Origin of the sequence: Burkholderia sp. BCC0044 (genome assembly GCF_902832955.1) — a bacterium.
Classification (GTDB): domain Bacteria; phylum Pseudomonadota; class Gammaproteobacteria; order Burkholderiales; family Burkholderiaceae; genus Burkholderia.
The window spans coordinates 203,649-225,452 of the sequence record NZ_CADFDO010000001.1 but is presented as its reverse complement, the minus strand read 5'-3'; the positions used below and the strand labels follow the sequence as shown (position 1 = coordinate 225,452).

The 21,804-nt window shown below is 68.7% G+C and carries 16 protein-coding genes; 8 read left to right on the top strand and 8 right to left on the bottom strand.

Annotated features, from left to right (window positions below; translation table 11 throughout):
• Nucleotides 1–5 precede the first annotated feature (5 nt).
• Nucleotides 6–2,036, top strand: coding sequence for a pseudouridine synthase (locus HWX14_RS00965; RefSeq protein ID WP_175881194.1), 2,031 nt, complete (start codon nucleotides 6–8; stop codon nucleotides 2,034–2,036).
• A gap of 80 nt (nucleotides 2,037–2,116) precedes the next feature.
• Here the strand turns inward: HWX14_RS00965 and def are convergent, their stop codons facing one another.
• From def to HWX14_RS00940, 5 genes are all read right to left on the bottom strand, one after another.
• On the bottom strand, nucleotides 2,117–2,650 hold the full coding sequence (gene def / locus HWX14_RS00960) for a peptide deformylase (RefSeq protein WP_175881193.1): 534 nt from the start codon (nucleotides 2,648–2,650) through the stop codon (nucleotides 2,117–2,119).
• Nucleotides 2,647–4,722, bottom strand: coding sequence for an NAD-dependent DNA ligase LigA (gene ligA, locus HWX14_RS00955; protein WP_175881192.1), 2,076 nt, complete (start codon nucleotides 4,720–4,722; stop codon nucleotides 2,647–2,649). Before ligA ends, def begins: the two co-directional genes overlap by 4 nt.
• 165 nt (nucleotides 4,723–4,887) lie before the next feature.
• Nucleotides 4,888–6,168 carry a cell division protein ZipA C-terminal FtsZ-binding domain-containing protein gene (locus tag HWX14_RS00950; RefSeq protein ID WP_175881191.1) on the bottom strand — a complete coding sequence of 427 codons (1,281 nt, stop codon included), beginning with the start codon at nucleotides 6,166–6,168 and terminating at the stop codon, nucleotides 4,888–4,890.
• Nucleotides 6,169–6,253: 85 nt separating this feature from the next.
• Nucleotides 6,254–9,766, bottom strand: a complete 3,513-nt coding sequence (gene smc, locus HWX14_RS00945) for a chromosome segregation protein SMC (protein WP_175881190.1) — start codon at nucleotides 9,764–9,766, stop codon at nucleotides 6,254–6,256.
• 139 nt (nucleotides 9,767–9,905) lie between these two features.
• Nucleotides 9,906–10,847: a DMT family transporter gene (locus tag HWX14_RS00940; RefSeq protein ID WP_175881189.1), complete on the bottom strand. Its 942-nt coding sequence runs from the start codon at nucleotides 10,845–10,847 to the stop codon at nucleotides 9,906–9,908.
• 157 nt (nucleotides 10,848–11,004) lie between these two features.
• On the opposite strand from HWX14_RS00940, the gene dapC reads away from it, so the two are divergent.
• The 6 genes from dapC to cls all read left to right on the top strand — a co-directional run bounded on the left by dapC (nucleotide 11,005) and on the right by cls (nucleotide 17,204).
• On the top strand, nucleotides 11,005–12,252 hold the full coding sequence (gene dapC, locus HWX14_RS00935) for a succinyldiaminopimelate transaminase (RefSeq protein ID WP_175882326.1): 1,248 nt from the start codon (nucleotides 11,005–11,007) through the stop codon (nucleotides 12,250–12,252).
• A 45-nt stretch (nucleotides 12,253–12,297) separates the two neighbouring features.
• A complete protein-coding gene (dapD, locus tag HWX14_RS00930) occupies nucleotides 12,298–13,125 on the top strand; it encodes a 2,3,4,5-tetrahydropyridine-2,6-dicarboxylate N-succinyltransferase (protein ID WP_006478479.1) in 828 nt (275 codons plus the stop codon).
• Nucleotides 13,125–13,493, top strand: coding sequence for an ArsC family reductase (locus HWX14_RS00925; RefSeq protein ID WP_006478478.1), 369 nt, complete (start codon nucleotides 13,125–13,127; stop codon nucleotides 13,491–13,493). Before dapD ends, HWX14_RS00925 begins: the two co-directional genes overlap by 1 nt.
• 88 nt (nucleotides 13,494–13,581) lie before the next feature.
• Nucleotides 13,582–14,721 (top strand): succinyl-diaminopimelate desuccinylase, encoded by a 1,140-nt coding sequence (gene dapE / locus HWX14_RS00920; protein WP_175881188.1) that lies wholly within the window; start codon nucleotides 13,582–13,584, stop codon nucleotides 14,719–14,721.
• Between the two features lie 11 nt (nucleotides 14,722–14,732).
• Nucleotides 14,733–15,641: a 50S ribosomal protein L3 N(5)-glutamine methyltransferase gene (gene prmB / locus HWX14_RS00915; protein WP_175881187.1), complete on the top strand. Its 909-nt coding sequence runs from the start codon at nucleotides 14,733–14,735 to the stop codon at nucleotides 15,639–15,641.
• A gap of 123 nt (nucleotides 15,642–15,764) precedes the next feature.
• Nucleotides 15,765–17,204, top strand: a complete 1,440-nt coding sequence (gene cls / locus HWX14_RS00910) for a cardiolipin synthase (RefSeq protein ID WP_175881186.1) — start codon at nucleotides 15,765–15,767, stop codon at nucleotides 17,202–17,204.
• 62 nt (nucleotides 17,205–17,266) lie between these two features.
• Here cls and HWX14_RS00905 read toward each other — a convergent pair whose 3' ends face one another.
• Complete coding sequence (locus HWX14_RS00905) at nucleotides 17,267–17,746, bottom strand: glutathione peroxidase (RefSeq protein ID WP_175881185.1); 480 nt, start codon at nucleotides 17,744–17,746, stop codon at nucleotides 17,267–17,269.
• 136 nt (nucleotides 17,747–17,882) lie between these two features.
• Between HWX14_RS00905 and HWX14_RS00900 the strand changes: the two genes are divergently transcribed.
• Nucleotides 17,883–19,814: an ATP-binding cassette domain-containing protein gene (locus tag HWX14_RS00900; protein WP_175881184.1), complete on the top strand. Its 1,932-nt coding sequence runs from the start codon at nucleotides 17,883–17,885 to the stop codon at nucleotides 19,812–19,814.
• 196 nt (nucleotides 19,815–20,010) lie between these two features.
• Here HWX14_RS00900 and HWX14_RS00895 read toward each other — a convergent pair whose 3' ends face one another.
• Together HWX14_RS00895 and radA are read right to left on the bottom strand one after the other, a co-directional pair.
• Nucleotides 20,011–20,277, bottom strand: a complete 267-nt coding sequence (locus tag HWX14_RS00895) for a DUF2866 domain-containing protein (RefSeq protein WP_021159088.1) — start codon at nucleotides 20,275–20,277, stop codon at nucleotides 20,011–20,013.
• Nucleotides 20,278–20,425: 148 nt separating this feature from the next.
• The gene (gene radA, locus HWX14_RS00890) at nucleotides 20,426–21,802 is read right to left on the bottom strand and encodes a DNA repair protein RadA (RefSeq protein WP_175881183.1); all 1,377 of its coding nucleotides are present in this window, start codon (nucleotides 21,800–21,802) and stop codon (nucleotides 20,426–20,428) included.
• Between the last annotated feature and the right edge of the window lie 2 nt (nucleotides 21,803–21,804).

The following is a 21,804-nucleotide window of genomic DNA, read 5'->3' as shown; positions in this document are numbered from 1 at the left end:
CGTTTATGCGCACCAAATTAACCGTCAAGAATCCGAAGCCGGCGTCGCCGACCCGCGCCCCTGTCCGCTCCGGCAGCCTCGTCGCCCGCAAGGCGGTGCGCCCCGCCGCGCCGCCCGCCGGGGACAAGCCCGCCCGCCCGAAGAAGGCGCCCGCGGCCGCCGCTAGCGGCGAGCGCGCGTTCAAGCCGCGCGGTGCCGCCGGCGCCGAACGCCCGGGCGCGGATCGCGCACCGGCCAAGCGCGCGCCGCGTGATGGCGGCGCCGAGCGCGGCGCGCGCGCGCCGTATCGCGACAATGCGGCCGGCGAAGGGGCGAAGCGCAGTTTCGGCGATCGCCGTACGTCGTCGGATCGGCCGCCGCGTCGTAGCGATGACGATGCGCGGCCGCGTCGTGCAGCTGGTGGTGACGAAGGCAAACGCCCGTCCTATCGCGACAACGCTGCCGGCGAAGGTGCAAAGCGCAGTTTCGGCGATCGCCGTACGTCGTCGGATCGGCCGCCGCGTCGTAGCGATGACGATGCGCGGCCGCGTCGTGCGGCAGGTGGCGACGAGGGCAAGCGCCCGTCCTATCGCGACAACGCAGCCGGCGAAGACGCGAAGCGCAGCTATGGCGATCGCCGCACGTCGTCCGATCGCCCGCCCCGCCGTAGCGATGATGATGCACGTCCGCGCCGTGCTGGTGGCGACGAAGGCAAACGCCCGTCCTACCGCGACAACGCAGCCGGCGAAGGCGCGAAGCGCAGCTTCGGCGACCGCCGTCCGTCATCCGATCGCCCGCCGCGCCGTAGCGACGACGATGCACGTCCGCGCCGCGCAGCAGGTGGTGACGATAAGCGCCCGTCTTACCGCGACAAGCCCGCCGGCGAAGGTGCGAAGCGCAGCTATGACGACCGCCGCCCGTCATCCGATCGGCCGCCGCGCCGTAGCGACGACGATGCACGTCCGCGCCGCGCAGCAGGTGGTGACGCCGGCAAACGCCCGTCCTATCGCGACAACGCAGCCGGCGAAGGCGCGAAGCGCAGCTATGGCGACCGCCGCCCGTCGTCGGATCGCCCGCCGCGCCGCAGTGATGACGATGCACGTCCGCGCCGCGCAGCAGGCGGTGACGACAGCAAGCGCCCGTCCTACCGCGACAAGCCCGCCGGCGAAGGCGCGAAGCGCAGCTTCGGCGACCGCCCGGCCCGCCCCGCGCGCGACGGCGAGCGCCGTTCGTTCGGCGCGGTGAAGACCGCGCAACCCGTCAAGCGCGCGGCGGCCGACGTCGACTACGGCGACGAAACGGGCCTGATGCGCCTGTCGAAGCGGATGTCCGAGCTCGGCATGTGCTCGCGCCGCGAAGCCGACGAATGGATCGAAAAGGGCTGGGTGCTCGTCGACGGCGAACGCATCGACACGCTCGGCACCAAGGTGCGCGCCGACCAGAAGATCGAGATCGACGAGCGTGCGAGCGCCGCGCAGGCCGCGCAAGTGACGATCCTGCTGCACAAGCCGGTCGGCTACGTGTCGGGTCAGGCGGAAGACGGCTACGAGCCCGCCGCCGTGCTGATCACGCGCGCGAACCGCTGGAGCGGCGATCACTCGCCGGTGCGCTTCTCGCCGCAGCACCTGCATGCGCTCGCACCGGCCGGCCGTCTCGACATCGATTCCACCGGCCTGCTCGTGCTGACGCAGAACGGCGTGATCGCGAAGCAACTGATCGGCGAACAGTCGGACATCGACAAGGAATATCTGGTGCGCGTGCGCTTCGGCGAACGGCTGATCGACATCGACCAGCACTTCCCGGCGGAATCGCTCGCGAAGCTGCGCCACGGCCTCGAGCTCGACGGCGTCGCGCTGAAGCCCGCACTGGTGAGCTGGCAGAACGGCGAGCAGTTGCGCTTCGTGCTGCGCGAAGGCAAGAAGCGCCAGATCCGCCGCATGTGCGAACTGGTCGGTCTCGACGTGATCGGCCTGAAGCGCGTGCGGATGGGCCGCGTGATGCTCGGCGCGCTGCCGCAGGGCCAATGGCGCTACCTGTCCGCCGACGAGACGTTCTGACCGCAAGCACGCCACGTGCGCCATGCAATGAAAAAGCCCGCTTCAAGCGGGCTTTTTCTTTTCCGCGCGAGAGCGGCCGATCAGTCGTCGTCGGCCGGATCGAGCCCCGGGAACAGCACCTCGGTGAAGCCGAAGCGCGTGAAGTCGGTGATCCGCATCGGATACAGCTTGCCGATCAGGTGATCGTATTCGTGCTGGACCACGCGCGCGTGGAACCCGTCGGCGACGCGATCGATCTTCTGGCCGAACTGGTCGAAGCCGCTGTAGCGCACCTTCGCGTAGCGGCTGACGACGCCGCGCATGCCCGGCACCGACAGGCAGCCCTCCCAGCCCTCTTCCATGTCCGGCGGCAGGTACTCGACCTTCGGGTTGATCAGCACGGTCTCGGGCACCGGCGGCGCATCCGGGTAGCGGTTGTTGTTGCCGAAGCCGAAGATGATGATCTGCAGCCCGATGCCGATCTGCGGCGCGGCCAGCCCCGCGCCGTTCGCGTGGTGCATCGTCTCGAACATGTCCGCGACGATCTCGTGCAGCTCGGGTGTATCGAACCGCTCGACCGGGTTGGCGATTTCGAGCAGGCGCGGATCGCCCATCTTCAGGATCTCGCGAATCATGGCGTATTGCCCTCCAGGAGTTGGTGCAGACCGTCTTCGTCCAGCACGGGGATGCCGAGTTCCTCGGCCTTCGCGAGCTTGCTGCCGGCTTCGGCGCCCGCGACCACGTAATCCGTCTTCTTCGATACCGAACCGGCCACCTTGGCGCCGGCCGCTTCGAGCATCTCCTTCGCCGCATCGCGCGTGAGATTCGGCAGCGTGCCCGTCAGCACGACCGTCTTGCCGGCCAGCACGCCCTGCGGCGCCTTCGGCGCGGGCGGCCCTTCCGGCCACGTGACCTTGCCCGGTGCGCGCAACTGCTCGATCACGGTCCGGTTGTGCTCTTCCGCGAAGAACTGGTGGAGCGACTCGGCGACGATCGGCCCGACGTCGTTGACTTCGAGCAGTTCCTCGATCGACGCGTCCATGATCGGCGTCAGCGAGCCGAAATGCTTCGCGAGATCCTTCGCGGTCGATTCGCCGACATGGCGGATGCCGAGCCCGTAGATGAAGCGCGCGAGCGTCGTATGCTTCGCCTTCTCGAGCGAATCGAGCAGGTTCTGCGCGGACTTCTCGGCGAACCGGTCGAGCTCGGCCAGCGTCGCGAAGCCGAGATTGAACAGGTCGGCGGGCGTACGTACCAGATTCAGCTCGACGAGCTGGTCGATGATCTTCTCGCCGAGGCCGTCGATGTCGAGCGCGCGGCGCTGCGCGAAATGCCACAGCGCCTGCTTGCGCTGCGCCGGGCAGAACAGCCCGCCCGTGCAGCGCGCGATCGCCTCGTCCGGCAGGCGCTCGATCTTCGAGCCGCACACCGGGCATTCGGTCGGCATCACGAATTCGGCCGCATCGGCCGGGCGCCGGTCGAGCAGCGCGCCGACCACCTCCGGAATCACGTCGCCCGCGCGGCGCACGATCACGGTGTCGCCGATCCGGATGTCCTTGCGGCGCACTTCGTCCTCGTTGTGCAGCGTCGCGTTGGTCACGGTCGCGCCGCCGACGAATACGGGCTCGAGACGCGCGACCGGCGTGATCGCGCCGGTGCGACCGACCTGCACGTCGATCGCGACGAGCTTCGTCAGCGCCTCCTGCGCGGGGAACTTGTGCGCAAGCGCGAAGCGCGGCGCACGCGACACGAAGCCGAGGCGCTCCTGCTCGTCGCGCCGGTTGACCTTGTAGACGACGCCGTCGATGTCGTACGGCAGCGACTCGCGCTTCTCGCCGACCTTGCGGAAGAAGTCGAGCAGGCCCTCGGCGCCGTGCACGACCGCGCGCTCGCGGTTCACGGGCAGGCCGAACGCCTCGTACCAGTCGAGCAGCGCGCTGTGCGTGTCGGGCATCGGCATCCCGTCGAGCACGCCGATTCCGTACGCGAAGAACGACAGCGGCCGCTGCGCGGTGATCTTCGAGTCGAGCTGGCGCAGGCTGCCGGCCGCCGCGTTGCGCGGGTTCGCGAATTCGCGCTGCTCGGCCGCGCGCTGGCGTTCGTTCAGGCGTGCGAAATCGCGCTTGAACATCAGCACCTCGCCGCGCACGTCGAGCACGGCGGGCACGTGCTTGCCCTTCAGCTTCAGCGGAATCGAACGGATCGTGCGCACGTTCTCGGTCACGTCCTCGCCCGTCGTCCCGTCGCCGCGCGTCGCGGCCTGCACGAACACACCCTCCTCGTAGCGCAGCGAAATCGCGAGGCCGTCGAACTTCAGTTCGCATGCGTATTCGACGGGGTCGGTCACCGAGCCGGCGAGATCGGTCGTCTTGGCGAGCGCGTCGGCCACGCGCTTGTCGAACGCGACGATGTCCTCGTCGGCGAAGCCGTTGTTCAGCGACAGCATCGGCGCATCGTGGACGACCGGCGTGAAGCCGCCGGCCGCTTCGCCGCCGACGCGCTGCGTCGGCGAATCGGGCGTCACGAGTTCGGGATGGTCGGTTTCGAGCTGCTGCAGCTCACGGAACAGCCGGTCGTATTCGGCGTCGGGCAGATCCGGCTGATCGAGCACGTAATAGGCGTAGTTCGCCCGCTCGAGTTGGTCGCGCAGCCACGCGGCGCGCGCGTCGGGCTGGCTGGCTGGCGGTTCGGCTTGGGTTCGGGCCATGCTGGCGGCAGAGTCGTTCTGGAAAAATCGGATGTCCGATTATCTCAGTTTGACGCCGCGGCGGGGCACGCAATACGGGCCCGATGACATGCTGCGGCGCACACGAAACGGTGCGCGCCGCGGCGACGAACGACGGCGCCAAAGACCGCCGTTCGCGCCATCGCGTTACTGGCTGAACAGGCGGCGCGTGACCGGCGAACCGGCCGGGATGCCGGCTTCCTCGAGCTTCGCGTACAGCTTCATCAGTTGCTGCTCGATCGCGAGCAGCGTCGACTCCGGCAGCGGCCGGCGCGAATCGTCGACGACGCGTGCACCGATCCGCTCGGACAACGATTTCGCGTAATCGCACATCAGCCGGAACGGCAGGATGTCCTCTTCGGCGACCGGCACGTCGAGCACCAGCGTGATCATGTTGCCGCCCTTGTACGTCAGGTCGTCGCGCAGGAAGTTCGTATCGCCGAACTGCAGCATGAACACCGGATTCTGCTTCGCGTCGAGCTTCACGAAGCGCGTGCCGTCGCGCGACAGCAGCAGCCCGTCCTGCGACGCGACCGCCTGCACGTAGTTCGCGGACCACGGCGCGCCGTCCGACATCACGTTGATCGACAGCTGCGCGTCGCACTGCGCGGCAAACGCGTCGAGCTCGCGCGCCATCGCGACCGTTTCCATCATGTCCGGGAATTCCGGCGCGCCGTCGATCGCGTCGGCGAACTGCTGGACGCCCGTCACGAACTCGGAGAATTCGAGCTCGTTCAGCGCGCCGCTGCGGTTCGCGAGCTGCGCGGCCGCGCGCAGCTCTTCGTAGCGCACGCCGTTCTGCAGCAGCTCCCACTGGCCGCCTTCCGGCTTGCCTTCGATGTGCACGGGCTTGCTGCCCGCGCGGCGCAGCCGCTGCGCGACCGGCAGGATCTTGTCGCCCGGCAGCGGGCCGGTGAGGCGGATCGGCACGATGCAGTCGATCCGGCGATCGACGATCGCGGGCGGCGCCGACGAGATCGTCGTCGCGGCCGGCATCACCGGTTCGGTCGGGCCGGCCGGTTCGGCCGCCGCTTCATGCGCGGCGGCAGGCGCGGCTTCTTCACCGGCAGCCGGTTCGGTCGATTCGGACGACGTGTCGACGCCCGTCGCCTCGGCCTGCAGGTCGGCCGGCGTATCGGCCGGCGCCGCGCCGCCGGCGGCCGCGCCGAACGTCGGCTCGACGCGCGCGGCTTCGGCAGCAGCAGCCGCGACCGGTGCCGCGGGCTCGCGGCGCACCGGCTGACGCACCGGCTCGATGAACGGCAACTCTTCGTCGCGCTCGGGGCGGTTCATCGCCTCGGCCGCTTCCTCCGGCATCGGGCGCGGCATCCTGCGCCGCACTTTCGCGCCCTGCCATGCGTTGTAGACCACGACGCCGCCCACCACGACCGCGCCCGCGCCGATCAAACCGAGTGTCAACTCGTCCATGCACGCTCCATCAGCAATTCTTTTTCGTCGGAACCGCGAACGGGCGCCCATGCGCCGCGCGAACGCGGTCCGGTTTCGTCAAACGTCAATTCTGGGCAAAACCCGCGGCGGTTTCCATGTCCACCGCGACGATCCGCGACACGCCCTGCTCCTGCATCGTCACGCCGATCAGCTGCTGCGCCATTTCCATCGCGATCTTGTTGTGCGAGATGAACAGGAACTGCGTCTTGTCGGACATCGCGCGCACGAGATTCGCGAAACGCTCGGTGTTCGCGTCGTCCAGCGGCGCGTCGACCTCGTCGAGCAGACAGAACGGCGCCGGGTTCAGCTGGAACATCGCGAACACCAGCGCGGTCGCGGTCAGCGCCTTCTCGCCGCCCGACAGCAGGTGAATCGTCGCGTTTTTCTTGCCGGGCGGCTGCGCCATCACCTGCACGCCGGCATCGAGAATCTCGTCGCCCGTCATGATCAGCTTCGCCTGGCCGCCGCCGAACAGGCGCGGGAACAGGTCGCTGAAGTGACGGTTGACCTCGTCGAAGGTACCCTGCAGCAGCGTGCGGGTTTCCTGGTCGATCTTGTGGATCGCGTCCTCGAGCGTCGTGATCGCGTCGATCAGGTCGGCCGATTGCGCGTCGAGGAACACCTTGCGCTCGCTCGCGGCCTTCAGCTCGTCGAGCGCGGCCATGTTCACCGGGCCGAGCGCGTTGATCGCGTTGTTCAGGCGCGTGACTTCGCCCTGCAGGTACGACGGCTTCAGATCCGGCGTCAGCTTCGCGGCCAGCGCCACTTCGTCGACCTCGGCGGTTGCGAGCTGCTCGGCGAACTGCTCGACGGACAGGCGCGCGGCCTGCTCCTTCAACTGCAGTTCGGTGATGCGGTCGCGCAGCGGCTGCAGCGAACGCTCGGCGACGAGCCGCTGCTCGTCCGACGCGCGCAGCTTCGCGGTCAGGTCGTCGAGCTCGATCCGCGCGGCCTGCAGCGCCTCTTCCTTCACCGCGCGAATCTCGAGCGCGTCCTGCAGGCCCGTATGCGCGGTCTGCTCGTTGATCGTCTCGAGTTCGGCGCGCGCGTCTTCCAGCGACGCGGCGACGCGCTCGCTCTGCTCGTGCGCGACCTGGATCGTGCGCTTGAGCTCGTCGATCCGGGTCACCGCGTTGCGGGCGGCGAAGCGGGCGTCGTTCGCGCCGCGCTCCAGGTCGCGCGCTTCCTGACGCGCCTGCGTCAGCGATTCGTCGAGCGACTCGAACGCGAGCTGGTTGTCCTCGAAGCGCGCCTGCAGTTCCGCGAGCTCGCCGTCGAAGCGCTCGAAATTCGCTTCCGACTCCGCGCGCAAGGCACGCTGTTCCTCGATCTGCGCGCCGATTTCCTCGAGTTCCTCGCGGATCTGCGTGCTGCGCTGCGTGTAGCGTTCGTGCGCCTGCGCGAGCTTCAGCACGTCCATCTGCAGCGCGTGCACGCGCTGCGTCGCGCGTTCGGCCTGCGCACGCACGTCGCCGAGCGCCTGCGTGGCCTGCGTGTGCGCGGCTTCCGCCCGCACGGCGGCCGTGCGCGCCTCGTCGGCGAGCAGCGCCTGCGCGCGCACCTGGCGCGTCAGGTTTTCGATTTCCTGCTGACGGGCCAGCATCCCGGCCTGCTCCGAATCGGCCGCGTACAACTGCACGCCGACCCGCGTGACGATATGGCCGGCCTTGACGACGAACGCGCCGCCTGCCGGCAGCTGCGTGCGCGCCGCGAGCGCCTGCGCGACGTCGTCGGCGACGTACACGTTGCCGAGCCAGTCGTTCAGCACCGCGCGGATGCCCGCGTCGTCGATGCGCACGAGCGACAGCACCGGACGCAGCCCGGCCGCCGCGGCGGGCGGCTCGCCGGCCGCGGGCGGCGCGTAGAACGCGAGCTTCGCGGGCGGCGCATCGGTCGCGAATGCCTTCACCCAGTCGAGATTCGACACTTCGAGCGCGGCGAGGCGCTCGCGCAGCACGGCCTCGAGCGCCGCTTCCCAGCCGGCCTCGACGTGCAGCTTCTTCCACAGACGCGGCAGCGCGCCGAGTTCGTGCTTGTCGAGCCACGGCTGGATCTTGCCTTCGGTCTGCACGTTTTCCTGCAGCTGCTTCAGCGCGGCGAGGCGCGCTTCGAGCTGGTGAATCTGCGCGGCTTCGGCCTGCACGCGCTCCTGTGCGGCGCGGCGCTCGCCGTCGAGACGCGGCACCGTTTCCTGCGCATCGGCCAGGCGCGCCTGCGCTTCCGCGAGAATCTCTTCCTGCTCGGCCAGCTGCATGCGCAGCTCTTCGAGCTGCGTCTCGTCCGGCGCGTCGAGGCCGCCTGCTTCGCTCTTCAGGCGCTCGTGACGCTGCTGAAGCTGCTGGAGCTGCTGATCGGCGTTGCGCTGGTGCGCGGCTTCGAGCTTCAGCGACTGCTCGGTCTGCGCGATCCGCGCGCGCTCGTCGTTGAGCTGCGCCTGCGCGTCGCGCCACTTCGCTTCGAGCGCCGGCAGCGCATCGTGCTTCGCGGCCGCGTTGTCTTCGGCGAGCGCGGCCTTCTCGTCGGCCATCGCGCGCGCCTCTTCGGCTTCCTCGAGCTCGTCCTGCGACTTCTCGGCCTGCGCGCGCCACTGCTCGCGCTGCGCGTTCAGCGCGGCGATCTGCGCCTGCACGCGATTGCGCGATTCGACGATGAACTTGATCTCGGCTTCGAGACGGCTCACCTCGGCGTTCGCCTCGTAGAGCGCGCCCTGCGCGCCCTGCATCGCGTCGCTCGCCGAGTAGTGCGCGACGCGCAGCGTCTCGAGCTGCGCCTCGACTTCCCGCAGCTTCGCCGTCTGCGCCTCGAGGTCGATCTGCGCCTGTTCGATCGCGCGCTGCTGCTTTTGCTGCTCGCCGGCGGCCTCGTTCTTGCGCAGCAGCCACAACAGGCGCTGCTTCTCCTCGCCGTCGGCGACGAGTTCCTTGTACTTGGTCGCGACCACCGCCTGCGCCTCGAGCTTCTCGAGGTTCGCGCCGAGTTCGCGCACGATGTCCTCGACGCGCGTCAGGTTCTCGCGCGTGTCGTGCAGGCGGTTCTCGGTTTCGCGGCGGCGTTCCTTGTACTTCGACACGCCGGCGGCTTCCTCGAGGAACACGCGCAGCTCTTCCGGCTTCGCCTCGATGATCCGAGCGATCATGCCCTGCCCGATGATCGCGTACGCACGCGGCCCGAGGCCCGTGCCGAGGAAAATGTCCTGGATGTCGCGGCGGCGCGCCGGCAGGTTGTTGATGTAGTAGCTCGACGTGCCGTCGCGCGTCAGCACGCGCTTGACGGCGATCTCGCCGTACTGGCCCCACTGGCCGGCCGCGCGGCCGTCGGAGTTGTCGAAGATCAGTTCGACGCTGGCCCGGCTGCCGGGCTTGCGGGCGGTCGAACCGTTGAAGATCACGTCCTGCATCGATTCGCCGCGCAGCTCGGACGCGCGCGACTCGCCGAGCACCCAGCGCACGGCATCGATGATGTTGGACTTGCCGCATCCGTTCGGGCCGACCACGCCGACAAGCTGGCCCGGAACCTGGAAATGCGTGGGATCGACGAAGGATTTGAAGCCAGCGAGTTTGATCGAGCTCAGACGCACGGCGGTATCGGATGTGAAGAAGGTGTGAAACGGACGGGGCCGCCCGGCGCGGGGCCGGAGAGCCCCTGCGCGCCATGCGCCCCGGAATTCAAAAACGGGGCCGCGCGCATCCAGCGTTGGGCCCCGCAAACGGCTTCCATCATACCATCGCGCGTGCGCCGTCCCGACCGTCGCCGGGTTTGTCCGGTGCCGGCGCGGCACGATGGACCCGGCTCGACAGCAGCGTCGCCAGCACGATGCACGCGCCGCCCGCCCACTCGCGCGCGCTCGGCAGCTCGTTCGCGAACACCCACGCGGACAGCGCGGTGATCACGATCTCGAACAGCATGATGATCGACGCGCGGTTCGCGGGCACGCGCGCGAGACCGTACTGGACGAGCAGGTTGTTCGACGCCATCGTCACGCCGATCGCCGCGATGATCAGCGCGGCCACGCCCAGCTGGCCGCTCGCCGGCGCGGCCGGCAGCCCTTCGAACAGCGACGCGATCGCGCCGAACACGGCCGCGCCGCCGAACAGCGTCGCGGTGCGCATTTCGGCGCGCATGTCGGGCAGCTCCCGGCTCGCCTTGATCACCAGCACGTTGCTCATCGCGAAGCTCAGCCCGGCCGCGAGACCGGCCCATTCGGCCGGATTGGCCGGCAGCGGCAGGCCGAGCGACGGCGACCACAGCATCAGCATCGCGCCGCCGATCGACAGCGCCGCGAGCCCGGCGCCGGCCCAGGTCAGCCGCTCGCGCAGCAGGAAGTGCGCGTAGATCGCGGTCCAGGCCGGCGTCAGGTAGAACAGCAGCATCACGCGCAGCACCTCGCCGTGGATCGTGCCCCATACGAACCCGAGGTTCGTCACGCCGGCCGTCACCGCGATGCCCGGCAGCACCCAGTGCCAGCGCAGCGTCGCGATCGTCCGGTGCCGCGCGACGATCACGAACAGGAAGGCGACGAGGCTCGTCAGCGCGCTGGCCAGCGTGCCCGTCACGCCGAGCGACGCGAGGATCCGCAGCGGATACCAGATCAGGCCCCATACCGACGCGCCGATCAGGATGGCGAGCGTTGGCAGGCTGCCGCGTACCGCGTTGTGCATTTGTTCGATACCCTTTATTCGACCGGCCCGGCCGCCGTTCCGGCAGGCCGTGACCGCATTCCGTCACGCTATAATCGTCCGTTGCGAGCCGCGCGCCCCGGCGCCCGTTCGCAGCCGCGCGGCGCGCCCGCCGCTTCTTTCGCTCCAACCGGCCGCGATGGCCGCTTCGCCCGTGAACCCTCGACTCGACTCGCTCCAGCCCTATCCCTTCGAAAAGCTGCGCGCCCTGTTCAAGGACGTGACGCCCGGTGCCGGTACGCCTTCCGGCAACCTGAAACCGATCAGCTTCGGCATCGGCGAGCCCAAGCACGCGACGCCGGCGCTGATCCGCGACGCCGTCGTGGCCGCGCTCGACGGCCTCGCGTCGTACCCGGCCACCGCCGGCTCGGACGCGCTGCGCACGTCGATCGCGCGCTGGCTCGAACGCCGCTACGGGCTGCCGGCGATCGATGCGGCCACGCAGGTGCTGCCGGTCTCGGGCTCGCGCGAGGCGCTGTTCTCGCTTGCGCAGACGGTGATCGACGCGCGAGCGCGCGCGGACGGCAAGAAGGCGATCGTACTCTGTCCGAATCCTTTCTATCAAATTTACGAAGGCGCGGCGCTCCTGGCCGGTGCCGAACCCTATTTCGCGAACAGCGACCCGGCGCGCAACTTCGCGTGCGACTACGCGGCCGTGCCCGATGAGGTGTGGGCGCGCACGCAGCTGCTGTACGTGTGCTCGCCCGGCAACCCGACGGGCGCCGTGCTGACGCTCGACGACTGGCGCGAGCTGTTCGCGCTGTCCGACCGCCACGGCTTCGTGATCGCGTCCGACGAGTGCTATTCGGAAATCTATTTCGACGAAGCGGCGCCGCCGCTGGGCGGCCTCGAGGCCGCGCACCGCCTCGGCCGCGGCTTCGAGCGCCTCGTGATGCTGTCGAGCCTGTCGAAGCGCTCGAACGTGCCGGGCATGCGCTCGGGCTTCGTCGCCGGCGACGCCGCGCTGCTCAGGAAATTCCTGCTGTACCGCACGTACCACGGCGCCGCGCTGTCGCCGGTCTGGCAGCACGCGAGCATCGCCGCGTGGAACGACGAGGCGCACGTGCGCGAGAACCGCGCGCTGTACGTGCAGAAGTTCAACACGGTCACGCCGATGCTCGCCGAGGTCATCGACGTGAAGCTGCCCGACGCCGCGTTCTACCTGTGGGCCAACGTCGCGCGCACCGGCCTGTCGGACACCGAGTTCGCCCGCCGCCTGTACGCCGACTATAATGTGACGGTTCTGCCCGGCTCGTACCTGGCGCGCGATGCGCACGGCACGAATCCGGGCCGCGATTTCATCCGGATCGCGCTCGTCGCGGGCACCCCCGAATGCGTCGAGGGCGCGCAACGCATCGTCGATTTCTGCCGCGCTCTCGCGCGGTAAGACGTCCATCCCGATCAATTCCATCCATCTCCTGCGAAAACGAACATGTCGCAACAACTTCAGCAAATCATCGACACCGCCTGGGAAAACCGCGCCGAGCTGTCGCCGAAGGCCGCGCCCGCCGACGTCCGCGAGGCCGTCGCTCACGCGATCGAGCAACTCGACAAGGGTGCGCTGCGCGTCGCCGAGAAAATCGACGGCAACTGGACGGTCCACCAGTGGCTGAAGAAGGCCGTGCTGCTGTCGTTCCGCCTGGAGGACAACGCGCCGATGCCGGCCGGCGGCTACTCGCAGTTCTACGACAAGGTGCCGTCGAAGTTCGCGAACTACACGGCCGAAGATTTCGCCGCGGGCGGCTTCCGCGTCGTGCCGCCGGCCATCGCGCGCCGCGGCTCGTTCATCGCGAAGAACGTCGTGCTGATGCCGTCGTACACCAACATCGGCGCGTACGTCGACGAAGGCACGATGGTCGACACGTGGGCGACGGTCGGTTCGTGCGCGCAGATCGGCAAGAACGTGCACCTGTCGGGCGGCGTCGGCATCGGCGGCGTGCTCGAGCCGCTGCAGGCGAACCCGGTCATCATCGAGGACAACTGCTTCATCGGCGCGCGCTCGGAAGTCGTCGAAGGCGTGATCGTCGAGGAAAACTCGGTGATCTCGATGGGCGTGTACCTCGGCCAGAGCACCAAGATCTACGATCGCGAGACGGGAGAAGTGAGCTACGGCCGCATCCCGGCCGGCTCGGTCGTGGTCGCCGGCAACCTGCCGTCGAAGGACGGTTCGCACAGCCTGTACTGCGCGGTGATCGTGAAGAAGGTCGACGCGAAGACGCGTGCGAAGGTCGGCCTGAACGAGCTGCTGCGAGGCGACTGATGGCGAAGCCGCACACCGTGGTCGTCTACGGCATTCCGAACTGCGACACCGTGAAGAAGGCCCGCGTGTGGCTCGACGATCACGGCGTCGAATTCGAGTTCCACGATTTCAAGAAGCTCGGCGTCAGCGCGCCGCTGATCGAAGACTGGCTGAAGGACGTGTCGCTCGACGCGCTCGTGAACAAGCGCGGCACCACGTGGCGCGGCCTGGACGACGCGATGAAGGCGGCCGCCGAAACGAAGACCGGCGCGGTCGCGCTGATGATCCACAAGCCGTCGGTCATCAAGCGCCCCGTGCTCGTCGTCAACGGCCGCGTGAAATCGCTCGGCTTCGTGGCCGATCAATACGCGGCGCTGTTTGCCGCATAGGGCCGCCCGCGCCGCGCCCGCGCTGCGCACGACGTCTCATCGCTGCCGGCCACCGCGCCGGCATTTTTTATCGAAAGTGGTCCGAACCATGTCCGCCACCCTAGCCCTTACCGAACAGCTGATCGCCCGCGCGTCCGTGACGCCCGACGACCAGCACTGCCAGCAGATCATGACCGAGCGCCTCGCCGCGCTCGGCTTCGAATGCGAGACGATCGCGTCGCACGGCGTGACCAACCTGTGGGCCGTCAAGCGCGGCACCGACGGCCGCGACGGCAAGCTGCTCGCGTTCGCGGGCCACACCGACGTCGTGCCGACCGGCCCGCTCGAACAGTGGACCTCGCCGCCGTTCATCCCCGCCCACCGCGACGGCAAGCTGTACGGCCGCGGCGCGGCCGACATGAAGACGTCGCTCGCGGCGTTCGTCGTCGCGTCCGAGGAATTCGTCGCGGCCCATCCCGGCCACCGCGGCACGATCGCGTTCCTGATCACGAGCGACGAGGAAGGCCCGGCCACCGACGGCACCGTGAAGGTCGTCGAGCTGCTGCAGGAACGCGGCGAACGCCTCGACTATTGCATCGTCGGCGAGCCGACGTCGACGGCCGAGCTCGGCGACGTCGTCAAGAACGGCCGCCGCGGGTCGATGTCCGGTGAACTCGTCGTCAAGGGCGTGCAGGGCCACATTGCCTATCCGCACCTTGCGAAGAACCCGATCCACCTGCTCGCACCGGCGCTTGCCGAGCTCGCGGCCGAGCAATGGGACGCCGGCAACGAATACTTCCCGCCGACCACGTGGCAGGTGTCGAACCTGCACGCCGGCACCGGCGCGACCAACGTGATCCCGGGTCACGCCGACCTGTTGTTCAACTTCCGCTTCTCGACCGCGAGCACCGTCGAAGGCTTGCAGGCCCGCGTGCACGCGATCCTCGACAAGCACGGCCTCGAATACACGCTGAAGTGGTCGGTGAGCGGCCTGCCGTTCCTCACGCCGCGCGGCGAACTGTCGGGCGCACTGGAAAACGCGATCCGTACCGAGACCGGCATCACGACCGAGCTGTCGACGACGGGCGGCACGTCGGACGGCCGCTTCATCGCGCGCATCTGCCCGCAGGTGATCGAGTTCGGGCCGCCGAACGGCAGCATCCACAAGATCGACGAGCACATCGAAGTGCGCTTCGTCGACCCGCTGAAGAACGTGTACCGACGCGTGCTCGAACAACTGATCGCCTGATGGAGCCTCGCATGACGACACCTTTTGCCACAGTCCGCGACCTGCTGCGCTACGCGGTCACGCGTTTCTCGAAGGCGAAGCTCGCGTTCGGCCACGGTTCCGACAACGCGTACGACGAAGCGGCCTATCTCGTGCTGCGTACGCTCGACCTGCCGCTCGACACGCTCGACCCGTTCCTCGACGCACGCCTGCTGCCCGACGAAATCGCGGCCGTGCTCGCGGTGATCGAACGACGCGCGGCCGACCGCGTGCCGGCTGCGTACCTCACGCATGAAGCGTGGATGCACGGCCACCGCTTCTACGTCGACGAACGCGTGATCGTGCCGCGCTCGTTCATCGGCGAACTGCTCGACGACGGGCTGCAGCCGTATGTCGCCGATCCCGAGCAGGTCGGCGCGGTGCTCGAACTGTGCACCGGCTCCGGCTGCCTCGCGATCCTCGCGGCAAGCGCGTTCCCGAACGCCGAGATCGACGCGGTCGACCTGTCGGACAAGGCGCTCGAAGTCGCGGAAATCAACGTGCGCGACTACGGCCTCGAAGACCGCATCGGGCTGCACCGCGGCGATCTCTACGCGCCGCTGCCCGCGTTCCGCACCGATCCCGACTCGCGCTACGACGTGATCCTGACGAACCCGCCGTACGTGAACGCCGCGTCGATGGCCGCGCTGCCGCCCGAATACCGGCACGAGCCGGAGATGGCGCTCGCCGGCGGCGACGACGGGATGGACATCGTGCGACGCATCGTCGCCGAAGCACACCGCTGGCTGCATGACGACGGCGTGCTCGTCGTCGAGATCGGCAACGAGCGCGAGCACGTCGAAGCGGCGTTCGGCGGCCTCGAGCTCACGTGGCTGCCCACCAGCGCGGGCGACGACGCCGTGTTCCTGATCCAGGCGTCGGACCTGCCCCGCAAGGCCTGAGCGTTCCGGCCCGCCCGCCGTGCGGCGCACCATTGCGCCGCACGGTTGGGTAAGATGCGCGTAGGCGGCCGCCCGGCCGCGCGAGTTCCCTCGGGAGTCCCCGCAGGAGTCCTTTACGCGCCCATGACCCTCGACTGGCTACATCTCGGCACCCTGATCCTGACCATCCATGTGCTCGGGATCGTCGCGGCATGCCACGCGATCATGAACACGCGCACGTCGCAAGGCGCGATCGCGTGGGCCGTCTCGCTCACGGCCATGCCGTACCTGACGCTCGTTCCGTACCTGTTCCTCGGCCGCAGCAAATTCTCCGGCTACGTCGACGCCCGGCGCCACGAGCTCGAAATGTTGCGCACGCACACACCGCGCTCGCCGTGGCGCGCGACCGACGCGACCGACGGGCCGGCTGCCGACGCGCTGGGCCAGGCCGCCGTGCTCGCGCTCACACGGCTCGGCGGCATGCCGTTCCTCGGCGGCAATTCGGTGCGCACGCTGGTCAACGGCGACGCGACGTTCTCCGCCATCCTGTCGGCGATCGACGCCGCGCGCGACTACGTGCTCGTCCAGTTCTTCATCGTGCGCGACGATGCGCTCGGCCGGATGCTGCGCGACTCGCTGCTCGCGCGTGCGGCGGCCGGCGTGCGCTGCTGCCTGCTGTACGACAGCATCGGCAGCTTCGACCTGCCGCACAGCTACGTCGACGCATTGCGCCGCGGTGGCGTCGAGGTTCATCCGTTCGCGACCAACCGGAAATTCGTGAACCGCTTCCAGCTGAACTTCCGCAACCATCGCAAGATCGTCGTCGTCGACGGCAATCGCGCGTTCGTCGGCGGCCACAACGTCGGCGTCGAATATCTCGGCGCGAAGCCGCGCCTGTCGCCATGGCGCGACACCCACATCGAGATACGCGGCCCCGTGGTGGCGAGCATCCAGTACGTGTTCGCCGAAGACTGGCACTGGGCGACGCAGAAGCTGCCGCCCATCGCGCTGCCGCCGCCCGCGCAGCCCGGCGACGGCATGCACTGCCTCGCGGTGCCGATGGGGCCGGCCGACAAGCAGGAAACCGGCTCGCTGTTCTTCGCCGAATCGATCAACGCGGCCCGCGAGCGGGTCTGGATCACCACGCCGTACCTCGTTCCCGACGAAGCCGTGGTCTCCGCGCTGAAGCTCGCCGTGATGCGCGGCGTCGACGTGCGCATCCTGATCCCGAGCCGGCGCGACCACTACGTCGTGTTCGAGGCGTCGAAGCTTTACGCGCGCGACCTCGTCGATGCGGGCGTGAAGGTGTTCCGCTACCGGCCCGGCTTCCTGCACCAGAAGGTCGTGCTGATCGACCGCATCGCGGCGGCGATCGGCAGCGCGAATCTCGACAACCGTTCGTTCCGCCTCAATTTCGAGGTCATGGTGCTGACCGTCGACCCGGCGTTCGCCGACGAGGTCGAGACGATGCTCGACGCCGACTTCGCGCAAGCGTACGAGGTGGACGCGGACGAATACCGGCAGTCGCCCGCCTGGCGGCGCATCGCGATGCACGTCGCGCGGCTGTTCGCGCCGATCCTGTAACGGCCCGGACGACGGCCGCGCCCGCGCTGCGCGCCGGCACCGCGTATGCCGGCCGCTGCCGGTCACAGCAGCTTGTCGATATCCGCGGCGATCTCGTCGGGCTTGGTGGACGGCGCGTAGCGCTTGACGATGCGCCCGTCGCGGTCGATCAGGAATTTCGTGAAATTCCACTTGATCGCCTTGAGGCCGAGAATGCCGGGCGCTTCGTCGGTCAGGTAGCGATACAGCGGATGCGCATGGTCGCCCTTCACGTCGATCTTCGCGAACATCGGGAACGTGACGCCGTAGTTGCGCTCGCAGAACGCACCGATCTGCGCGGCGTCGCCCGGCTCCTGCTTGCCGAACTGGTTGCACGGGAAGCCGAGCACGAAGAAGCCGCGCGCCGCGTACTGGTCGTACAGCTTCTGCAGGCCCGCGTACTGCGGCGTGAAACCGCACTCGCTCGCGGTATTGACGATCAGCAGCACCTTGCCGCGATACGCATCGAGCGATACCGGCGCACCGGCGAGCGTCTCCGCGCTGAACGAATACAGGGTGGACATCGGGCACTCCTTTTATGAAACCGGATCGACGTGGAGTCTAGGCGAAATTGCGCCGTTGCGGCATCCGCCGAACGGCCGATGCCCGGCGCGACCGGCGCGCGGTCTAGAATAGCGGTTTTCGCCAGCCATTTCCGCCGTGATCCGTTTCAATCAGTTCAGCCTTGCGCGCGGCACCAAGCCGCTGTTCGAGTCGACCTCGTTCGTGCTCAATCCCGGCGAGAAAGCCGGCCTGATCGGCGCGAACGGCGCCGGCAAGTCGACGCTGTTTTCCGTCCTGCGCGGCGAGCTGCATTCCGACGGAGGCGATTTCTCGATGCCGCCGTCGTGGCGGATCGCCCACGTGTCGCAGGAAACGCCCGCGGTCGACCGTTCGGCGCTCGACTACACGCTCGACGGCGATGCCGCGCTGCGCGAGATCGAAGCGCGCATCGCCGCCGCTTCGGCCGCGCATGACGGCGCGGCCGAAGCCGACGCGCACGCGGCGTTCGCCGACGCCGACGGCTACACCGCGCCGGCCCGCGCCGAGGCGCTGCTGCTCGGCCTCGGCTTCACGCTCGCGCAAACGCGCGAATCCGTCGCGAGCTTCTCCGGCGGCTGGCGCATGCGCCTGAACCTCGCGCAGGCGCTGATGTGCCGCTCCGACCTGCTGCTGCTCGACGAACCGACGAACCACCTCGACCTCGACGCGATCGTGTGGCTCGAAGACTGGCTGCACCGCTACCCCGGCACGCTGGTCGTGATTTCGCACGACCGCGAATTCCTCGATTCGATCTGCAACGTCACGCTGCACCTGGAAAACCGCCAGGTGAAGCGCTACGGCGGCAACTACTCGCAGTTCGAAGTGCTGCGCGCGCAGCAACTGGCGCTGCAGCAAAGCGCGTACGAAAAGCAGCAGAAGACGATCGAGCACCTGCAGAGCTTCGTCGACCGCTTCAAGGCCAAGGCGACCAAGGCCAAGCAGGCGCAAAGCCGGATGAAGGCGCTCGAGAAGATGGAGCTGATCGCGCCCGCGCACATCGCGTCGCCGTTCACGTTCGAATTCCGCACGCCCGATGCCGCGCCGAACCCGATGATGGTGATGGAGGACGTCCGCTGCGGCTACCACGCCGACGACGGAGCGGACATCCCGATCGTCGAGCGCGTCGCGCTGTCGATCCAGAACGGCCAGCGCATCGGCCTGCTCGGCGCCAACGGCCAGGGCAAGTCGACGCTGATCAAGACGCTGGCGGGCACGCTCGCGCCGCTGTCGGGGCATGTCCGCGACGGCAAGGGGCTGACGATCGGCTATTTCGCGCAGCACCAGCTCGAAACGCTGCGCGAAGACGATTCGCCGCTCGCGCATCTGGCGCGGCTCGCGCCCGACACGCGCGAGCAGGAATTGCGTGACTTCCTCGGCGGCTTCAATTTCTCGGGCGACATGGCGACCAGCCCGGTCGGGCCGTTCTCGGGCGGCGAAAAAGCGCGCCTGGCACTGGCGCTGATCATCTGGCAGAAGCCGAACCTGCTGCTGCTCGACGAACCGACGAACCACCTCGACCTCGAAACGCGCCACGCGCTGACGATGGCGCTCGCGCAGTTCGAAGGCACGCTGATCCTCGTGTCGCACGATCGCCACCTGCTGCGCGCGACGACCGACCAGTTCATGCTGGTCGCGAAGCACCGGCTGCAGCCGTTCGACGGCGACCTCGACGACTACCGCGACTGGCTGCTGCAGCATGCGGCCGAGCAGCGCGCGGCCGCGAAGGCCGACAGCGCGGCCGCCGCGGGCGCCGATCCGGGCGTCAACCGCAAGGATCAGAAGCGCCAGGCGGCCGAGGAACGCCAGCGGCTGTCGCAACTGAAGAAGCCGCTGCAGAACCGCATCACGAAGCTCGAAAAGGAAATGGAAGCGCTGCACGCGGAGAAGGCGCGCCTCGACGCGTTCGTCGCCGATCCGGCGAGCTACGAGGCCGCGCGCAAGACGGAACTGACCGACGCGATCCGCAAGCTCGGCGAGGTCACGACCCGGCTCGAGACGGTCGAGGCGGACTGGCTCGCCGTGCAGGAAGAACTCGAGCAGATCGGCTGAACGCGGCCGCCGGAGCCATCAGGCGATGAGCGCGTCATCGGCGGTGTAGCGTGTCGGAGCGTCGACGCTCCACGAATCCCCCGGCCGCGCTCCCGCCCCGGAAACGACGAGGCCGGGCGCCCTGGCCCGGCCTCGTCGTCATTGCCGCGTTGACGTAGCTGCGTCGGCGGGCCCGTATGCGGGCCGCACCATCCGCTCAGCGGCGCGGCAGCGTGTCGCGCGGCATCTGTTCGTCGTCGCCCATCAGGTACCGGCGTCCTTCGGTCGGCCGGCGGATCGCCGCGGCGACTTCCGCTTCCGTCACGTCCTCGGACACGACCTTGCGCGCCAGGCGCCCTTCTTCGTCGATCCACTCGACGATCCGGCATCCGCCGCCCCACGGCTGGCGAATCGGCTCCGACACGCGGCAGCCGCGCAGGTTGTAAAGGCGTCCGCCAGGCGCTTCCCCATACGATTTCAACATAGGTTCCCTTCGCATTGCGCGGTTCGACAATCCGGCAAAGGATAGGGAAAAGCGATGTCCGGCGGGTTACAGCAGCCTACATATTCTTTACAGCGAATTACGCGACAGATCGCACGGCGACGCACGGCCCGTGCGCGCGCCGGGCCGGTCATTCAAGATCGCGCACGCGGTCGATCGCCTGCTCGAGCCGCTCGACGGCCATCACGTTCAGCCCTTCGATCGGCTGTTTCGGCGCATTCGCCTTCGGGATCAGCGCGGACGTGAAGCCGAGCTTCGCCGCTTCGCGCAGCCGTTCCTGTCCGCGTGGGGACGGCCGGATCTCGCCCGCCAGCCCCACCTCGCCGAATACGATCAGCCCTTTCGGCAGCGCCTTGTTGCGCATCGACGAGTGAATCGCGAGCAGCACCGCGAGGTCGGCGGCCGGCTCGGTGATCTTCACGCCGCCCACCGCGTTGAGGAACACGTCCTGATCGAAGGCCGCGATGCCCGCGTGGCGGTGCAGCACCGCGAGCAGCATCGCGAGCCGGTTCTGCTCGAGGCCGACCGCGAGCCGGCGCGGGTTCGGCACGTGCGCCGTATCGACGAGCGCCTGGATTTCGACGAGCAGCGGCCGCGTGCCTTCCTGCGTGACGAGCACGCACGAACCGGGCACGACCTGCTCGTGCTGCGACAGGAACAGCGCGGACGGGTTGGCCACGCCGCGCAGCCCGCGCTCGGTCATCGCGAACACGCCGAGTTCGTTGACCGCGCCGAAGCGGTTCTTGAACGCGCGCACGAGCCGGAACGACGAATGCGTGTCGCCCTCGAAGTACAGCACCGTGTCGACGATGTGCTCGAGCACGCGCGGGCCCGCGAGGTTGCCCTCCTTCGTCACGTGCCCGACCATGATGATCGCGGTGCCCGACTGTTTCGCGATGCGCGTGAGCTGCGCCGCGCACTCGCGCACCTGCGCGACCGAGCCCGGCGCCGACGTCAGCGCCTCGGAATAGACGGTCTGGATCGAGTCGATGACGGCCACGTCCGGCCGCTCCGCGTCGATCGCGGCCTGGATCTTCTCGAGCTGGATCTCGGCGAGCAGCTTCAGTTCGTCCGCGGGCGCGCCGCCGTCGAGCAGCGCGAGCCGTTGCGCGCGCAACGCGATCTGCGCGGCCGATTCCTCGCCGCTGATATAGAGGGCGCGCCGCTCGCTCGCGATATCCGCGAGCGACTGCAGCAGCAGCGTCGATTTGCCGATGCCCGGATCGCCGCCGATCAGCACGACGCCGCCGGGGACCAGCCCGCCGCCGAGCACGCGGTCGAATTCGCCAATGCCGGTCGAAAAGCGCGGCACGTCGGCGGCCTCGATGTCGACGAGGCGCTGCACCGGCGCCCGCTTCGCGAGCGACTGGAACCGATGGGCGGCCGGCGACTCGGCGACCGATTCGACGAGGGTGTTCCACGCCTGGCACGACGGGCACTGGCCCTGCCACTTCGGGGTCTGTCCGCCGCACTCGCTGCAGACGTAAACGGTTTTCTGTTTGGCCACGC